At 63.2% G+C, this 14,805-nt stretch carries 15 protein-coding genes; 11 read left to right on the top strand and 4 right to left on the bottom strand.

Annotated elements, in window-relative coordinates:
* Positions 1-65: 65 nt before the first annotated feature.
* Complete coding sequence (locus LDN95_RS21945) at positions 66-368, bottom strand: hypothetical protein (protein WP_226019662.1); 303 nt, start codon at positions 366-368, stop codon at positions 66-68.
* A gap of 7 nt (positions 369-375) precedes the next feature.
* Positions 376-1,157 (bottom strand): IS5 family transposase gene (locus LDN95_RS21940; protein WP_226019661.1). Its coding sequence is split into 2 segments (ribosomal slippage): positions 376-833 and positions 833-1,157, totalling 783 coding nucleotides; the frame shifts between segments, so codons are not numbered across the junction.
* A 115-nt stretch (positions 1,158-1,272) separates the two neighbouring features.
* Here LDN95_RS21940 and LDN95_RS21935 point away from each other — a divergent pair.
* The gene (locus LDN95_RS21935) at positions 1,273-1,500 is read left to right on the top strand and encodes a hypothetical protein (RefSeq protein ID WP_226019660.1); all 228 of its coding nucleotides are present in this window, start codon (positions 1,273-1,275) and stop codon (positions 1,498-1,500) included.
* Between the two features lie 152 nt (positions 1,501-1,652).
* Here the strand turns inward: LDN95_RS21935 and LDN95_RS21930 are convergent, their stop codons facing one another.
* Together LDN95_RS21930 and LDN95_RS21925 are read right to left on the bottom strand one after the other, a co-directional pair.
* Positions 1,653-2,165: a hypothetical protein gene (locus LDN95_RS21930; protein WP_226019659.1), complete on the bottom strand. Its 513-nt coding sequence runs from the start codon at positions 2,163-2,165 to the stop codon at positions 1,653-1,655.
* Positions 2,165-3,406 (bottom strand): ImmA/IrrE family metallo-endopeptidase, encoded by a 1,242-nt coding sequence (locus tag LDN95_RS21925; protein WP_226019658.1) that lies wholly within the window; start codon positions 3,404-3,406, stop codon positions 2,165-2,167. Before LDN95_RS21925 ends, LDN95_RS21930 begins: the two co-directional genes overlap by 1 nt.
* 149 nt (positions 3,407-3,555) lie before the next feature.
* On the opposite strand from LDN95_RS21925, the gene LDN95_RS21920 reads away from it, so the two are divergent.
* The 10 genes from LDN95_RS21920 to LDN95_RS21875 all read left to right on the top strand — a co-directional run bounded on the left by LDN95_RS21920 (position 3,556) and on the right by LDN95_RS21875 (position 14,570).
* The gene (locus LDN95_RS21920; protein ID WP_226019657.1) at positions 3,556-3,780 is read left to right on the top strand and encodes a DUF2188 domain-containing protein; all 225 of its coding nucleotides are present in this window, start codon (positions 3,556-3,558) and stop codon (positions 3,778-3,780) included.
* 177 nt (positions 3,781-3,957) lie between these two features.
* Entirely contained in the window at positions 3,958-4,929 is a 972-nt protein-coding gene (locus LDN95_RS21915) for a HEPN domain-containing protein (protein ID WP_226019656.1), read from the top strand.
* Between the two features lie 287 nt (positions 4,930-5,216).
* Positions 5,217-5,630 carry a single-stranded DNA-binding protein gene (locus LDN95_RS21910; RefSeq protein ID WP_226019655.1) on the top strand — a complete coding sequence of 138 codons (414 nt, stop codon included), beginning with the start codon at positions 5,217-5,219 and terminating at the stop codon, positions 5,628-5,630.
* Between the two features lie 589 nt (positions 5,631-6,219).
* A complete protein-coding gene (locus LDN95_RS21905) occupies positions 6,220-6,510 on the top strand; it encodes a ribbon-helix-helix protein, CopG family (protein ID WP_226019654.1) in 291 nt (96 codons plus the stop codon).
* On the top strand, positions 6,503-8,890 hold the full coding sequence (locus LDN95_RS21900) for a type IV secretion system DNA-binding domain-containing protein (RefSeq protein ID WP_226019653.1): 2,388 nt from the start codon (positions 6,503-6,505) through the stop codon (positions 8,888-8,890). Before LDN95_RS21905 ends, LDN95_RS21900 begins: the two co-directional genes overlap by 8 nt.
* On the top strand, positions 8,856-11,873 hold the full coding sequence (gene mobF / locus LDN95_RS21895; protein ID WP_226019652.1) for a MobF family relaxase: 3,018 nt from the start codon (positions 8,856-8,858) through the stop codon (positions 11,871-11,873). Before LDN95_RS21900 ends, mobF begins: the two co-directional genes overlap by 35 nt.
* Positions 11,874-12,198: 325 nt before the next feature.
* A complete protein-coding gene (locus LDN95_RS21890; protein WP_226019651.1) occupies positions 12,199-12,792 on the top strand; it encodes a hypothetical protein in 594 nt (197 codons plus the stop codon).
* A gap of 72 nt (positions 12,793-12,864) precedes the next feature.
* A complete protein-coding gene (locus LDN95_RS21885; RefSeq protein ID WP_226019650.1) occupies positions 12,865-13,476 on the top strand; it encodes a MucR family transcriptional regulator in 612 nt (203 codons plus the stop codon).
* A 188-nt stretch (positions 13,477-13,664) separates the two neighbouring features.
* Complete coding sequence (locus LDN95_RS21880; protein ID WP_226019649.1) at positions 13,665-14,009, top strand: antitoxin Xre/MbcA/ParS toxin-binding domain-containing protein; 345 nt, start codon at positions 13,665-13,667, stop codon at positions 14,007-14,009.
* 18 nt (positions 14,010-14,027) lie between these two features.
* Complete coding sequence (locus tag LDN95_RS21875; protein ID WP_226019648.1) at positions 14,028-14,570, top strand: RES family NAD+ phosphorylase; 543 nt, start codon at positions 14,028-14,030, stop codon at positions 14,568-14,570.
* The last annotated feature ends 235 nt before the right edge of the window (positions 14,571-14,805 follow it).

The raw sequence follows: 14,805 nt of genomic DNA, 5'->3' as shown, positions 1-14,805 counted from the left end.
GCTTGACCAACGCCAAACCATAGTGCGAATAGATACCAACGATCAGGTGCTTTACCTGCGCGCGATCAAATCGGAACGCTGCGCGGCATCAGATCGCAATACATGCGCGCGATCGTCGGAATCCGCATCGCAGAGACAAGTTCATTGACTTCGGGTGCAGGTGGCATGCGCCGCTGCATGGCTTCGAGACTGCGTTGGCGCGCTTCTTCAGCCTTTTGGAGAAGCTGTTGTATCAGCTGCGCTCTGGCCTGGGGATCAACGGGAAGAGGGGTAGCTTCAGGCGGTTGTTCGGTTGGCTGATTGCGAGCCCGCGCCTCCAGCATAGCAAGGCGCGCTGCTTCGGCTTCACGCAGCAGCTTCTGCTGCAACTCGATCCTAGGCGGCGTGTACAAATTTGAGCCAGTATCTGGCGGTGGCGAGATGGACCATTCCGAGGAAGGTATTGGCAAGCTGGTCGTAGCGGGTGGCGATGGCGCGGTTGATCTTGAGTTGTCCGAACATGCGCTCGATGCGGTTGCGCTGCTTGTAGAGCGTCCGATCATGCCCGATTTTCACGCGGCGGTTTGACCGGGCAGGGATGACGGCCTCGATTTCCCGTTTGGCAAGGTCGGCACGGATTGCGTCGGCGTCGTAGCCCTTGTCGGCGAGCAAGGCGTCGGGTGCGCGCTCGGGTAGGCCGATCAAGGCGTCATAGGCCTTGCAATCTGCCGCCTCGCCGACTGTCAGATGGAACGCGAGCGGGCGTCCGAGGGCATCAGCCAGGCAGTGAAGTTTACTGGTGAACCCGCCCCGCGAGCGGCCAAGAGCTCGTCGATGAGTCCCCCTTTTCCGCCCGCTGCCGAGACGTGGGCGCGAACGGTGGTGCTGTCGATGCTGTAGTGGCCGCTGTCCGCCATGATTTCGGCCAATGTTACGGCGACGGTCTCCCAGACTCCGGCTTCGCTCCAACGTCGGAACCGGCGATAGATGGTGTTCCAACTGCCGTATTTGGGCGGGACATCGCGCCACGGAGCGCCGCAACGGAGCCGCCAAAGTATGCCATTGATGATGGAGCGGTTTTGCTCGGGCGGACGGCCTCGGCCACGGTTCTCCGGCTCGATCGGCAACAAGCCCTTCAGAACACGCCACTCCGCTTCGGTGAGATCGCCCCGGCTCAAACCTGCCTCCAAAAGGCAGCCTTGAATCAACCTCATCGCTTCGCGTCAATCTCGCCGTGCGTTTCCTTCAGCAGTTCGATTGCGAAGGCCGTGCTTTTGGGAAATAAGTTCACCTATGACTGCCGTGCCAATAGACGAAGCCGCACCACAGGCATCGACACTGAAACTGGCGCTGATGGGGTTCCTGACCCTCTGGTGCCCTTATATTTTCGTCTGGTTCATCCAGAAACCAGAATACCCGACGGCGTTCCGCCGGGTCTTCACCGCATGGGCGATCTTCTGGTGCGGATGCGCAGTGCTGTTCTTCGTCGTGCAATTCGTCACGGGCGATCAACTCAGATAGGCATCCAGCCCGCCCCGAATTTGTCCACGCCGCCTAGACAAAGGAGCTGCGGGTGCAGGCGTCTTCCTCCGGTGTTCGGAAAGATAGTAGACGTTAGTCACGCTCAATTACCCTCTGCTACCTGCTCGCCAACCGTAAGCAATCGCGCCAATTCACATCATCTCGGCGAAGCTGGCGACTGGAATGCGAAAGCGGTGGTTCGCTGCCCAATCGTCCTTGATGGCGTCGGCTTCCTCGACGGTAAGCATGGCCTCTTGGATCATACGCACCATAAGATCGGCGGTACGCACGATCACCAGTCCTTCGGCGATACGCCGTGCCTCATTGATGGCTCGGCGGTCGTCGATCGCCACCCCTGCCCCTGTCACCATGGCATGGGCGATGGTGGCACTCTCGCCAACGCCAAGACGGGTTGTACCCGTGAGGCGCCCGAAAATGTCGAGTGCTGCTTCGTCGGTGACGGTGCAGGCCTCGACATAGCCCGCTGCCAATGCTGCGTTGAACCGCTCTACCTGCTCGGGATAGAAGTCAGTCAGTTCGCCAGAAGCGTGGTCTGTCACTACGAAGCGGCATGGCAGGTCGCGCAGCAGCTCCATTCGATCGATGCGGAGAAAGTTCACCAGCACGGACGTGTCGGTCACGAGGATGGCGTCGGGAAGGTCCATCACGCAGAGCGGGCCACCTCAGCCAAATCGAAGAGTTGCCGGCCCTCGATGTCGAGCGCTTTGCTCAAGTCGAGCAGCCGTCCACGGGAGATTTCCCCACGACGATAGGCCTCGATCGCAAGGTGCGCGATGCGACTACGCAGCTCGCGGGTGCCCCGCTGCGGCGTATCCGTACCCTCCAGGTCATCAAATAGCTCAAGCGCTCTGAGATAGTCGCGGCCCGCGTCCTGCATGGCAGGCGTGAGCAATTCCGCGCTTTCCGCTGGGCTGACGCGGCGAAGACTTTTCAGGCGATAGGCTGCGGCTTCGTAGCTCACCCCAAAACGATGGGCGATGTACGCCACGTCCTGAAACCCGATAGTTTGCGAGTTTGGTGCGGGCCGTGCCTGCCCCTCGATGCTTCCGCCCGTCGCTGCATCAAAGACGAGCACGTCGCCACGGGAAGGCTGCCCCTTCCCGAGCTGGCGCAATTCATCGTCGATGCCTTCTGCCGGCAGAAGGAAGGCAGAGGCAAAGGCGTTCGCGCGCTGCTCGACCCGTTCTGCGCGATTGTCGGTCGTGGTGACATTGGCCACCCGATCACGATCAAACAGCGCATGCGCATATTCATGCGCATAGGAGAACCGGCGGCGAGCGCGCGGATGCTGCGCATTGACGAGAATGGCCATGCCGATGCTCGGATGGTGAAGAAACAGGCCAGACATCGTGCCAGGCAGATTAGCGCCTGAGGCCCAAATGCCTTGATCGACCATTAGCTCGGCCAAATCGGGAAGTGGGGCACTACCCAACCCGAGACGCCGACGCTCTTGATCTGCAACCTTATGGCCCTGCCGCACAGCGTCCCACACGGTGTGAGGCGCGGGCTCCTGATAGACCGGTGGGCCTGGGCGCTCTTCGCGGCCGAGGATCGTCTCCAGATTGACGCCTTCGCGGCAAAGGGAGACGCAGCGGTCCACCTGGAAGCGGATCGCGTCATCTTCTTGAAGGCCCGGTGCAAGGCGGTGAAGTGCGACAAGCACATCGTCGTCATGCTGCTGGGCTTCGGCAAGGAACCACGAAATGGAGCGGCGATAAAGCTCAGCGAGCTTGCTCAGCTCCATGGTCGAGACAAGGCGGTTGCCGGCCTCGATCTGGGTAATTGCGGTACGGGGAATGCCGACATGATCCGCCGCGGCTTGCTGGCTCACGCTGGCAAGCTCTCGCGCTTCCCGCAGCCTGCGGGCTAGTTCTGGATTGGACATGGCGGTCTCCTCACTGCCGGGGGAAGGCAGTCTCTCCGGTTTTTATTACCCCTGATATAGCGCATCGAACAATTTTGTCAATTTCTGACTTGAATGTTCGATTGGCCAATTCCATATTCCAACAGCCAGGCCGAAAGGGGGTGATTTGAATGGCAGGTAAAAACCAGCATGTGGTCCGTCGCGGTGACGACTGGGCAGTTCTGGGGGCGGGAAATAGCCGTGACACGGCGCATTTCGGCACGCAGCGCGAAGCGATCGCGCGGGCGACTGAGATTGCTCGCAACCAGAGCAGCGAAGTCCTCATCCATGGCAGGAACAATCTGATCCGTGAGCGTAACAGCTACGGGAACGATCCCTTCCCGCCGCGCGGCTAAGAGGGAAGCCCTGAGGCTTCCCTCTGCCGGTAGCTGATGCACGATGCGAAGCGGCCTTCAGCTGACGGTAACAGAGACGCTGCTCCCGCTCGTTACGGGGGCAGCGTCTTTTCTATATGGGCAAGGCAATGCCGATTGCCACATCTTTTCGCCCCTCGCGGTCAATAGACGGGCGGCATGGGTGACGCTCTCACTTTTTCCTTGGCAGGAGATACAAAACCGCCGATTCTGCAAATGATGAAATCCGGCATCGATCATCTTCCTGAAGGCAAGCGGCGCGAACTCGCCTACGTCGTCGAGATCGTGCGGACCGGCTTTGCTGAGGCAATCGCGCATCGTACGCAGCCACGCTATCGCGCAGGCAAGCTGCTCAAGATCGTGCTGTTCGGCTCCTATGCACGCGGCGACTGGGTCGAAGATCCGGTTGGCCGCTACTTTTCCGATTACGACCTGCTTGTGGTGGTCAACCACGATGATCTCACCGACGTTGCCGAGTTTTGGGAAGCCACCGAAAACAGGCTGCTTGCCGATTTGTCGGCGGGTACAATGCTGCGCACGCCAGTCAGCTTGATTTATCACAGCCTTGATGATGTGAACGAGAGGCTCCGGCTTGGCCGGTACTTCTTCATGGACATCCTAAAGGATGGCGTCGTGCTGTTTGAGGAGCCGGATTCCGCGTTCGTTGAGCCCATGCCGCTGTCACGCGAGCAGGCGCTCAAGGAGACGCAGGACTACTTCGACGACTGGTTCGAGAGTGCAGTCGCCTTCGCCAAAGGTGCGGGCTACTACATTTCTATCGACCGACCGAAGGAAGCAGCCTTCCAATTGCATCAGTCAGTTGAGCGGCTTTACCATTGCCTGTTTCTGGTACGCACGTTGTGGAGCCCTAAATCGCATAACCTCAACCGCTTGCGTGACATGGCCGAGGAGATCGAGCCAGCACTAAAGGATGTCTGGCCGCGAACCGGGCGTTTCGAGAAGCGCTGCTATGCCCTCCTGCGCGATGCCTATGTGAAGGCGAGGTACGCGCCATCTTATCGCATTTCGGCTGACGAGCTTGCCTGGATCGCGGGGCGGGTGGAGGTGCTCCAGGCGCTGGTGAAGAGCGCCTGCGAGGCGCGCATCGAGGACCTTGCCAAGGCAGCCTGAAGCAGGATTGGTTCTTCACGACGAGCCATCGTGACCGCTCGCCCGCGTCCAGACACCATCCCCTTCCGAGACTGAAACACGCCCCTGTCCGAAGCCGGACAGGACACGCAACCCGCGCCGATGCGGACCGTGTTGCCGCGCTTTCACGCGGCTGTCCGCACCACTCCTTCCGCCGGGGTTTCCCTGCGCTGCGCTCCGGTGCGGTCCCCTCCGCCCCCGGACCTTTAGGGGCTCAGTCGAAGGGATGGTCCCTTGGACACTCAGCAGAGCTTCGAAAGGAATTCGCCATGAAGAACACCGCCATCCTCGCAGGCTTCGTCGGCAGCAACCCGGAAGTCCGCAGCCTCCAGAACGGCGCCTCGGTCACAAGCCTCTCCGTTGCCACCACCCGCAGCTACAAGGACGGCGAAGGGCATCGCCAGGCCGAGACCGAATGGCATCGCATCACCTGCTTCAACGGCGTCGGCAGGTCGGTGGCAGAGCACGTCACCAAGGGCGCCCTGGTCATGGTCACGGGCCGCATCCACTACACCCGCTGGACCGACAAGGACGGCCAGGTCCGTTACGGCTGCGAGATCATCGCCGAGCAGGTCGATTTCCTCGCCAAGGCCAAGGAGAAGGTGGCAGGCGATGCCGAACTGCCGCAGGACGAGACCGCGGAACCGGCTCCTGCTAAGGCCACCCGGCGGCGCTCGAGGTAGCGTCGCCTATCATCACCAGGATCACCACCGATAAGGCCTCTGCGGGCGATCCACAGGGGCCTTTTGCCGTCTGTTTTCGTACTCGCCGGTGGACCCTTGGCCCAGGCCGTCGAAGACCATCTGTATTGCCAAATGGTCGTTCGAATGGGTCAGGCAGTTTGGGTAGGGCTGATGGCTATTTGTACCCGCAAACGGAACAAATGGCGAATTTCGTAGCCGCCGCTTCGACGTGGTCGCAGCCACCGCCTTGGCCCGAGCGGGCCGCAATCCCGCAGGAATCAGGGAGAAACCACAGCTTCTGATCAAGCTGCCAGTACCGGTCCAATGGCCCTGAATCCTGCCTATTGACAGGCACACCGTACACGGCGGGGCCGTATTCAAGAAACGGCAGAAATCCGCCAATTTGCCGCCCTTTGCCCTTGCTGCAGCCCGCTGCAGTTCACCGGCCCTTCTCGCAAGATGCTGAAATTGCGCCCTTTCTGGTTGCTGCCGGCTGCAGCCCGATTTCGGTTCGACAGCATCACGACAGCGGCGTAGGATCGGCGCTGCGATACCCGAAATCACGTTCCCTCAAGGCAAGGGAACGCTGGTGAAGACCTTCAGGGATGTGGGCGTCTCGCTCGCACAGGACCAGTTCGCACGGATCGACGCGCTGGCTTCAGGGCTTGGCATGTCGCGCTCGGCCATCATCCGCCAGCTGATCGATGTGGGGCTCCCGTTCGTCGAGGCTGGGCACGGCGTCAACCTCACGCGCCTCATCGCGATCATCGAAAGCACGCAGGCCGCGACCGATCGGTTGCTTACCCTGGCCGACCCCGAGTTCGCCGAGCGGCTGCCCGCGCTCACCATCGAACGGCTCAAGGCCTACCACGATGCGTGAGCGTGGCATCCGTTTCGACGGCCGGCCGGCCACGGTCCAGCACCACTCGGCACGAGGGCGGGTGATCCGCAACGCCGGCCACTTCACGCGCGGCTCGCAGCTGCTGACGCACGAAGTGCTGATGACATGGCAGGGGCTCAAGCTGCCGCTGGTGATCGGCTTCTTCGCCTTCACGATCCTCGCCTCGCTGATCCTGACCTTCCACATGGAGGACCACGAGATCCAGCTCGTGCTGATGAAGCTCTATGCGCTGGCCTGGGACATGGTCGATTTTGACCCCACCCACGTGATCAACCTGACCCTGCCCTCCGATCGCGTCATCCGCGTGCCGATGGGGGCGGTCCCCTACAACAGTGCGGTCCGCATCGCCTGGGCCAAGGCCATGCACTGTGCGCTCGCCGCCGCGATCGGGGCGGCGTTCCTCACGATCCCGCTCTCGATCTGGTTCGTCGATGTGTCGCGTCGGCGCGGAATCGAGATCCTCAAGGAACGCCACGAGCGCGGCGCCATGCTGGTCGAGCGGCCCGTCCTCCTGCGCGAAATCGCCGCGCACAACCATGCCGAACTCGCGCGCGAGCTTGCCCGGATCGATCCACGCCTTGATGCTGCACGGGTTTCGACGACCTCGCCTGCGCGGCGGCTCGCGATGGGGATCCCCGCGCCCTACGACATGGCGGGCGTTCCCTTCCCATGGCGGCTCGAGCAGAGCCACGCGATGCTGATCGGCACGACTGGTGCTGGCAAGACAACGCAATTGCGCTCGATCGTCGCCCAGGCGCGCGAGCGTGGGCACCGTTGCGTGATTTTCGACCTGACCGGGGCCTTCGTCGAGAGCTTCTACGATCCTTCGCGCGACCACATTCTCAATCCGATGGACGAGCGCTGCCCGCCCTGGACGATCTTCAACGACTGCGTGAACTATGCCGACTTCACCGCCGCCGCCGCCGCGCTCATCCCGAGCGATGGCGGCAATGCCGAACCCTTCTGGGCGATGGCTGCGCGCACGCTCTTCGTCGAAATGTGCGTCAAACTTGCCGAAGCCGGGCTCATCTCGAACGGCGCCATCGCCCACCACCTCATGCATGCCGACTTGTCCGCCGTGCACCGGATGCTCGAGAACACCATCGCCGATCCGCTGACGGCGACCCAGGCTGCGCGCATGGCGGAATCGATTCGGGCGGTGTTCAACACCAATGCGCAGGTCATCCGCTTCCTGCCCGATCCGGTCGAGGGCGGGTTGCCGGCGTTCTCGATCAACGCCTGGATGCGCGAGGAGGCGCGCGATGGAGGCATCCTCTTCATCACCTCGACCCATACCGACCTCACGCTCAATCGCGCGCTGCTGACGCTGTGGATGGATATGGCGGTCAACGCGCTGATGCGGCTCGAGCGCACCCGTGACTTGCGCACCTGGTTCCTGTTCGACGAGGTCCATGCGTTGCACCGTCTGCCCGCGATCGAGCATGGTCTCCAGACTGCTCGGGCCTTTGGCGGTGCCTTCGTGCTCGGCATGCACAGTTTCGACAAGCTTGCAGAAACCTACGGCGAGCAGGGCGCCATCAACCTGGCCGCATTGGCGCGGACCAAACTGATCCTCTCGACCGCCGACATGGAAACCGCACGGGTCTGCGCCGAGTTTATCGGCAACCGCGAAGTGCGCGAGATGGATGAGGCCTATTCCTACGGCTACAACAACACCCGCGATGCCTCGACCCTGACGCCGCGCACCGAGGTCAAGCCGCTCGTCATTCCCGACGACATCATGAATCTCCCCGCGCTCTACGGTTTCCTCAAGTTCCCCGATGGGTTCCCGGCCACGCGCATCCGCCTTGTCTGGCGCGACTATCCGGCCGTGGCCGAACCCTGGCGGCGACGCGCCAGCCTGACGCCCGCGCCTTTCGTGCCGCCGGGCGGCAGTGCCGCGCCTGCCGAAGGGGAGGGGGGCGTCGAGCCCGTGCCTGCACGGGCGGGAGCGGAGCAGCGTGCATTGGTGGGGCAGATCGTGCCGGAGGAACGCGCCCGCCTGACCGATGACCTGTTCACTGCGGCCGATCGGCGCGAGGTGACCGCGGGCGAGCGCGAGACCGACACGCGCGCTGCCGGCGAACCGGATAACCCAAGCCAGCCAGAAGCGGGCCTCGCCGGAATTATCGGCAACATGCGTTCGCAAAGCACGGGGGAGCCGCGCCTTGCCGACAGCGCGCGCGATGCCGCGATCGGCAGGCGTGCCGGGATCGCCGCGGCCCGCAAGGCGCCCGAGCTGCTCGCGGCGCGCGAGGAACAGCTGGGTTTCGACTACACCGACCGTCACGCGCGGCGGGGGCACGAGGCGACCGAGCCTGGCCATGACCGAGACGACGGTCCGGGCATCGGGGACTGATGCGATGTTGTCGGTGGCTCCAGTGCGATCGGCGGGCGGGGCGGCGAGCTATTTTGCGAAGGACGATTACTACACCGGCGAGCACGCCTCGGAGATGAGCGAATGGGGCGGGGAGGGGGCTGCCGCGCTGGGCCTTGACGGCGAGGTCGGCAAGGCCACTTTCGAGACCCTGCTCAACGGTGCACTCCCCGATGGCACCGTGGTCAATGCGCACGAGCATCGCCGGGCCGGTATCGACCTGACCTTCTCGATGCCCAAGTCGGCAAGCGTGCTGGCCTATGTCGCGGGCGACGAACGCCTGCTCGCCGCCCATCGCCTCGCGGTGCGCCAGACCATGGCCTGGGCGGAAAAGAAGTTCGCCGAAGCGCGCAACTACGATCGCAATCGCAGCGGCGAGGCCGTGCGCACGGGCAATCTCGTCTATGCCATGTTTCAGCACGACACGAGCCGCAAGCTCGATCCTCAGGCGCACATACACGTGGTCATCGCTGCCATCACGCGCACCGCAGCCGGGCAATGGCGCGCCTTGTGGAATGGCGAGCTATGGAAGAACAACGCCGCGATTGGCAGTGCCTATCACGCGGCCCTGCGCTCCGAGATCGAGAAGCTTGGATACGAAACGCGCATCACCGGCAAGCACGGCCAGTTCGAGATCGAGGGCGTACCCAAGGCGGTGATCGACGCCTTCAGCCAGCGCCGACAGGACATTCTCGCCAAGGCGGCAGAACTGGGCCGCGGCGCCGACGAAACCCGTATCCTTCGCGAAATCACTCGCCGCACCCGCGACGACAAGATCAATCTCGAGGATCGCGAGGCACTGCGGGGCGTCTGGCGCGATCGCGCGGCAGAGCTGGGGTTTGCCGGTGCCACGCTTGTGGCAGCGGCGCGGGAGCGCTCCACCGCCACGCCGGGGCGGGAAGCACTGATCGGCACCCTGCGGCACGCAGGCGAAATCTTGCGCTCGGTGCGCGCTACGGTCGGCACATACCTGCTGCCCGACGATCCGCTGGCCACCAACGGTCTTGCCCGCCTCAAGCTGTCGCCGCAGGCCTTCCGCAGCGAACTCGCCGTGGCTTCTGCATTGCGGATCATAGGGCAGCGCGAGGCGGCCTTTGCCATTGGCGAGCTTGCCAGCACCGCGCTCAACCTCGGGATCAAGGGGGTGACCATCGAGCGGGTCGAAGCGCGGATCGGTCAGCTTCTGGGCAGCGGCGCCCTCATCCCGGGTGTTTCCGATCGCGCAGATGGCGCGGTGACGCATGTGACGACGCCCGGCCACCTCGCGGCCGAGCGCAAGCTGCTGGGTGGGATCGATGCCGGGCGCGGGCGGGGCACTGTCCTAGTCCCTGCGAATGGGGCCGTGGAGCGGCTGCAGGCCATCGCGGGCGATCATCCGCTGAGTGCCGAGCAACTGGCGGCCGGCGTTGTTGCCTTGTCGAGCCCGGATCGGTTTGTGGTGATTCAAGGCGTTGCCGGTGCCGGCAAGACCACGCTGATCCGCAGCATCGCGGAGGTTGCGGGGGAGCATGGGCGCAGCGTGCTAGGTCTCGCCATGGCCAACAAGATGGTCGACATGTTGCGCGACGAGGGGGGAATTGCCGCCGAGACCGTCGCGGCGTTTGTCCATGCGCATCGCTCTGCGACCGGGCAGGGCGCCGGGTCAGGGCTCGAGGCATCGCGCGACGCACTGTCCGGCAAGATCCTCGTGCTCGACGAAGCTTCGCTCGTTTCGACCGAGGCCATGAACGACCTTGTCCTCATCGCCAATCGGATGGGTGTCGAGCGCATGGTGATGATCGGGGATCGCAAGCAGTTGCAGCCGATCGATGCCGGCAAGGCTTTCAGTCTCGTCCAGTCGCACGGACCCACCATCGCACACCTCGAGGAAAGTCTGCGCCAGCGCACCGATGCGATGAAGGCGGTGGCGGGCCTTGCGCGGGCAGGGGCGTTTCGAGAGGCGTTCGAGGTGCTGGGAGACCGCGTGACCAGTGCCGGTGTCGAGTATCGGGCGGTAGCCGCTCGGCGGTGGTTGGACTTGTCATCCGAGGACCGCGAACGCACTGCGCTCTATGCGTCGGGCCGGGAAACCCGGTCCGAACTCAATGCGCTGGTGCAGGCCGGCCTTCGTGCCGAGGGCGTTCTGACCGGGGACGGGCTTGAACTAACCACGCTCCAGAAGGTCAACGCGACCCGCGAGGAACTGCGCCTGGCGCACACATACCGCAAGGGGCAGGTCGTCGAGGTATTCCGCAGGGATCGCCCGGCGGGGATTGATGTCGGCCGGTACGAGGTGCTCTCGGCCAACGCCAAGGGCATGGTGACTTTGCGGGACGGGGCAGGGGAGCATGTCCGTTTTTCGCCGGGTGAAATCGAGGCCGGTGACCACCGCGATGCCTTGGCGCTCTATGAGACCGAGAAAGTGCGGATCCATGCAGGCGACCGGATCCGCTGGAGTGCCAACGACAAGGATCGGGCGCTGTTCAATTCGGCTCAGGCGCGGGTGCTGGGCATCAATGGCGACAGCGTGCGCATCGAGAACGCGCGCGGGGACATCTTCACCTTGCGGCGTGATGATCCCATGCTCGAGCGGCTCGGTTTGGCTTATGCCATCAACATGCACCAGGCGCAGGGTATGACCTCGGACAAGGGGATCGGGGTCATGCACTCGTCCGAACGCCTGCTGTCCAACCAGCGCCTGACCTATGTCATGGCAACGCGCGTTCGCGACAATCTTGAGATCGTCACGAACGACAGGGACGCACTGCTCAGGACCATCGAAGGCAATCGCGGCGACAAGGCCAGCGCGCTGGAAGCGGTGGGGGAGAAGGTCGTCGATCCGCCTTCGGCCACTGTCCGTTCGGCGGGGCGTTCATCGGTCTCAAAATCGGCTGATATTGATCCTGCTTCCTTGCGCGCGGAACCCGAGAAGCATTGCGGAATGCAGGCACCGGTGCCTGAGAAACGGTTGGATTTGGGACTCTAGGGAACGCTGGTTTGCCAAGTCAAAAAATGGCGGTGTCACACCTCCGAGATTGATGGAGAGATCACTTTATTCCATTTTGATTGCGAGCGGTCGAGATATGCCGCCTGTGACACTTCGCCCTTGGACAAAGTGACACTTTGCAGGGCGCAAAGCAGGTGCCGGTTGCCCCGTTTGCTTTGGGTTGCGGGAGATCGGCTCCTTGGAACAGCGCCAATGAGTTTCGTTTCGCGAAGGCCGCTCGGGCGAAGTGTCACGCACGACAAACGACATGCGCGGTGCGGGAAGGGGATTCACAGGATTCACCTTTTGTGCTCAATACTGATCCATGGAGCACGAGCCACAGATCACCGATTTCGGGGACATCTATGCGGTCCTGGTCGCAGCCTCGAACCGGCCACGTTACGCCTTCATGGTTCTTCAGCTTGTCGCCGATCTCGCGGACAGGCGAGGGCAGGCGGGCCCCTTTGTGATGAGGGCAGGGGCACCCGTCCTGTTGCGCGACTGGCTTTGCACCAAGCTGCTGCCGATGACCGAGCAGCCCGCGCGCCGCGCCGCCCTGCGCGCACGCGTGACGGCAGGACTCCTTGGGGAACTGACTGGCGATGCGGCACGCGATTCCGCCCGGATCAACGCAGCTGTCGAAGAGCAGGTCCAGGCCGTCGGTCGCGCCAATATCAGCCGGGCGATTTCCGACCTCGTGCGTGCCGGCCTGATGACGCGCCACTATGCAGGCTATGCAACGAACCACAAGAACCGTGGGGGTGGGCGCCATGCGGTCTACGGGATCAAACCGCACGTACTGGGCTTGCTGCGTAAGCCTGCGCCGGTGCGACGATCGTCCGCCGTGCATACAAACCCGCAAGGCGAGCTGTTCGCTGTCCGAAGAACCAGGGCCGCACCACAGGGTATCGCCCTTTAGGCGCGGTCGATATGGTGCCAGAGATACTTATCGCCTAGATAACATTACGCGCTTCCCTGGAAAGGATCTCCCTTGGCTGAAACCCAAACGCTGCTCGATCACGTCGCCGACATTGTCACCGCGCACGTCAGCAACAATGCGGTTTCGGCACATGACCTGCCGGGGTTGATCATCGCCGTCCATGCCTCGCTCGCCCGCCTCGGCCAAGCGACAGAGATCGTGGACGAAGAGCGCAAGCCGGCTGTGTCGGTACGCGCCTCGGTCAAGCCGGATGCGATCGCCTGCCTCGAATGCGGCGCAAAGCTCAAGCTGCTCAAGCGCCATCTTGGCAGCGACCATGGGCTGACGCCGGCCGAGTATCGGGTGCGCTGGAGCCTGCCTGCGAGCTACCCGATGGTTGCGCCCGACTACGCCGCGCGGCGCAAAGAACTGGCGCTGAGTATTGGACTGGGCCGCAAGCCGTTGGGCGCACCGGCACAGGTGGCCGAACCGGTCCAGGACGCACGTTCGAAGCTTGCGCCGGCCAGAAAGGCCCCCGTTAAGCGCAAGGCTGCAAGCGGGGCGCCCGCAGACGAGGCGGCGGTCAAGCGGAAGGCGCCGCGCAAGAAGCTCAAGGTGGCATTTGACGCGGTCGATGTGCCGCAGGCGGATGCATTGGTTGCTGGCGCTGAACCGCAAGGTTGAGTGCTGCAGGGGCTTGCCTTGCCTAGCGGCACGCATCGCCGAGGCGTCATGCTCCGGTCATCCTGGGCACTGCTGCTTCGCTGCAACGTGCCATCGTAACGCCTTCACCTTGACAAGTCCCTGCCTGCGCCACACATTATGACCAAAATTAAGGGCATTTGGTGAGGCAAATGGCAAGCGCGGCATTCTTGAGCGAAGTCACCGGCGAGAAGGGCGTATCGCCCGACCGGCTGTCGGCCGCCTTGCATATCACCAAGTCTGAGCTGGCGCTCGCGGCCGGATTGTCCCGCGATGCTGTCTCCAAGGCTGCCCGCAGCCAGAGCGTGGTCACCCAGGCACGGCTGCGCGAGGTGAGCGAGATCATCAACCGTGTCATCCCTTGGGCAGGCAGCGAACTGGCCGCCTATGCCTGGTATCGCTCGCAGCCGCTGCCTTCGTTCGGCGATGCCACGGCCGAAGAACTTGTCCGCCAGGGCCTCGGCGAGAAGGTGCGCGCCTATCTTGGCCGGATCGCCGCTGGTGGGTTTGCCTGATCGCCAGGCACCCTCAAGATGACGTTGTCCTTCAGCCGGTTCGACGGACTCGTCTACCGCGCGCATCATCCGGCCTGGGCGTTCGATCCGGAATCCGGTGAAGGTGCGAAGCTGCATGGCGGGCGCTTTAACCGCATCGGCACGGCCTGCTTCTATGCCGCACTGAGCCTCGAAACGGCCTGGCTCGAGGCGCAGCAGGGCTTTGCCTTCAAGGCGCAGCCGCTCACCATCTGCAGCTACCGAGCGGAACTGGCCGACATCCTCGACCTGACCGATCCCGGTGTGCGCGAAGCAGCGCGGGTGACGCTGGCGCAGCTTGGCTGTGCGTGGGAGCGGCTTGCCGGAGACCGCCAGCCGGTGCCTACCTGGGAACTTGCCGACTGGCTGATTGCCGGAGGCTGTGCCGGCGTGATCGTGCCGAGCTTCGCGTCGCGCGCCACGTCCGACGACCGCAATCTCATACTGTGGTCGTGGAGCCGCAATCCGCCGCACCGGCTCGAGGTCATCGACGACGAACTCCGACTGCCGCGTGATCAGTCTTCCCGGCGAGAACCATCATAACCGTCGGCTAACGCGCCGGTTTTCCGTCCGAGCGGAGGCGCGCAACATGGGTCTTGGCGGAGCTGCATTTAACATAAGCTATATTATCAACCTGGATGGTCGTGCCATGGTGGATTCTATCTGGAAGTGCGAATTTTGAGGATTTCCGGGCACTTTGTGCCCCACTCAAGAGGATGCACAATGGCTCGAAACTACCGACATCTCAGTCTTGAAGAGCGTGATACGATCATGCGCA

The sequence above is a fragment of the Novosphingobium sp. FKTRR1 genome (assembly GCF_020404405.1).
Classification (GTDB): domain Bacteria; phylum Pseudomonadota; class Alphaproteobacteria; order Sphingomonadales; family Sphingomonadaceae; genus Novosphingobium.
Note: the sequence above shows the minus strand (reverse complement) of the source record. Positions and strands in the feature narration are given on the sequence as shown.

Excerpts from the sequence above, each read along its gene's own strand:
- LDN95_RS21935 (WP_226019660.1), top strand. The coding sequence starts at position 1,273 with ATGACTGCCGTGCCAATAGACGAAGCCGCACCACAGGCATCGACACTG.
- LDN95_RS21930 (WP_226019659.1), bottom strand. The coding sequence starts at position 2,165 with ATGGACCTTCCCGACGCCATCCTCGTGACCGACACGTCCGTGCTGGTG.
- LDN95_RS21925 (WP_226019658.1), bottom strand. The coding sequence starts at position 3,406 with ATGTCCAATCCAGAACTAGCCCGCAGGCTGCGGGAAGCGCGAGAGCTT.
- LDN95_RS21920 (WP_226019657.1), top strand. The coding sequence starts at position 3,556 with ATGGCAGGTAAAAACCAGCATGTGGTCCGTCGCGGTGACGACTGGGCA.
- LDN95_RS21915 (WP_226019656.1), top strand. The coding sequence starts at position 3,958 with ATGGGTGACGCTCTCACTTTTTCCTTGGCAGGAGATACAAAACCGCCG.
- LDN95_RS21910 (WP_226019655.1), top strand. The coding sequence starts at position 5,217 with ATGAAGAACACCGCCATCCTCGCAGGCTTCGTCGGCAGCAACCCGGAA.
- LDN95_RS21900 (WP_226019653.1), top strand. The coding sequence starts at position 6,503 with ATGCGTGAGCGTGGCATCCGTTTCGACGGCCGGCCGGCCACGGTCCAG.
- mobF (WP_226019652.1), top strand. The coding sequence starts at position 8,856 with ATGACCGAGACGACGGTCCGGGCATCGGGGACTGATGCGATGTTGTCG.
- LDN95_RS21890 (WP_226019651.1), top strand. The coding sequence starts at position 12,199 with ATGGAGCACGAGCCACAGATCACCGATTTCGGGGACATCTATGCGGTC.
- LDN95_RS21875 (WP_226019648.1), top strand. The coding sequence starts at position 14,028 with ATGACGTTGTCCTTCAGCCGGTTCGACGGACTCGTCTACCGCGCGCAT.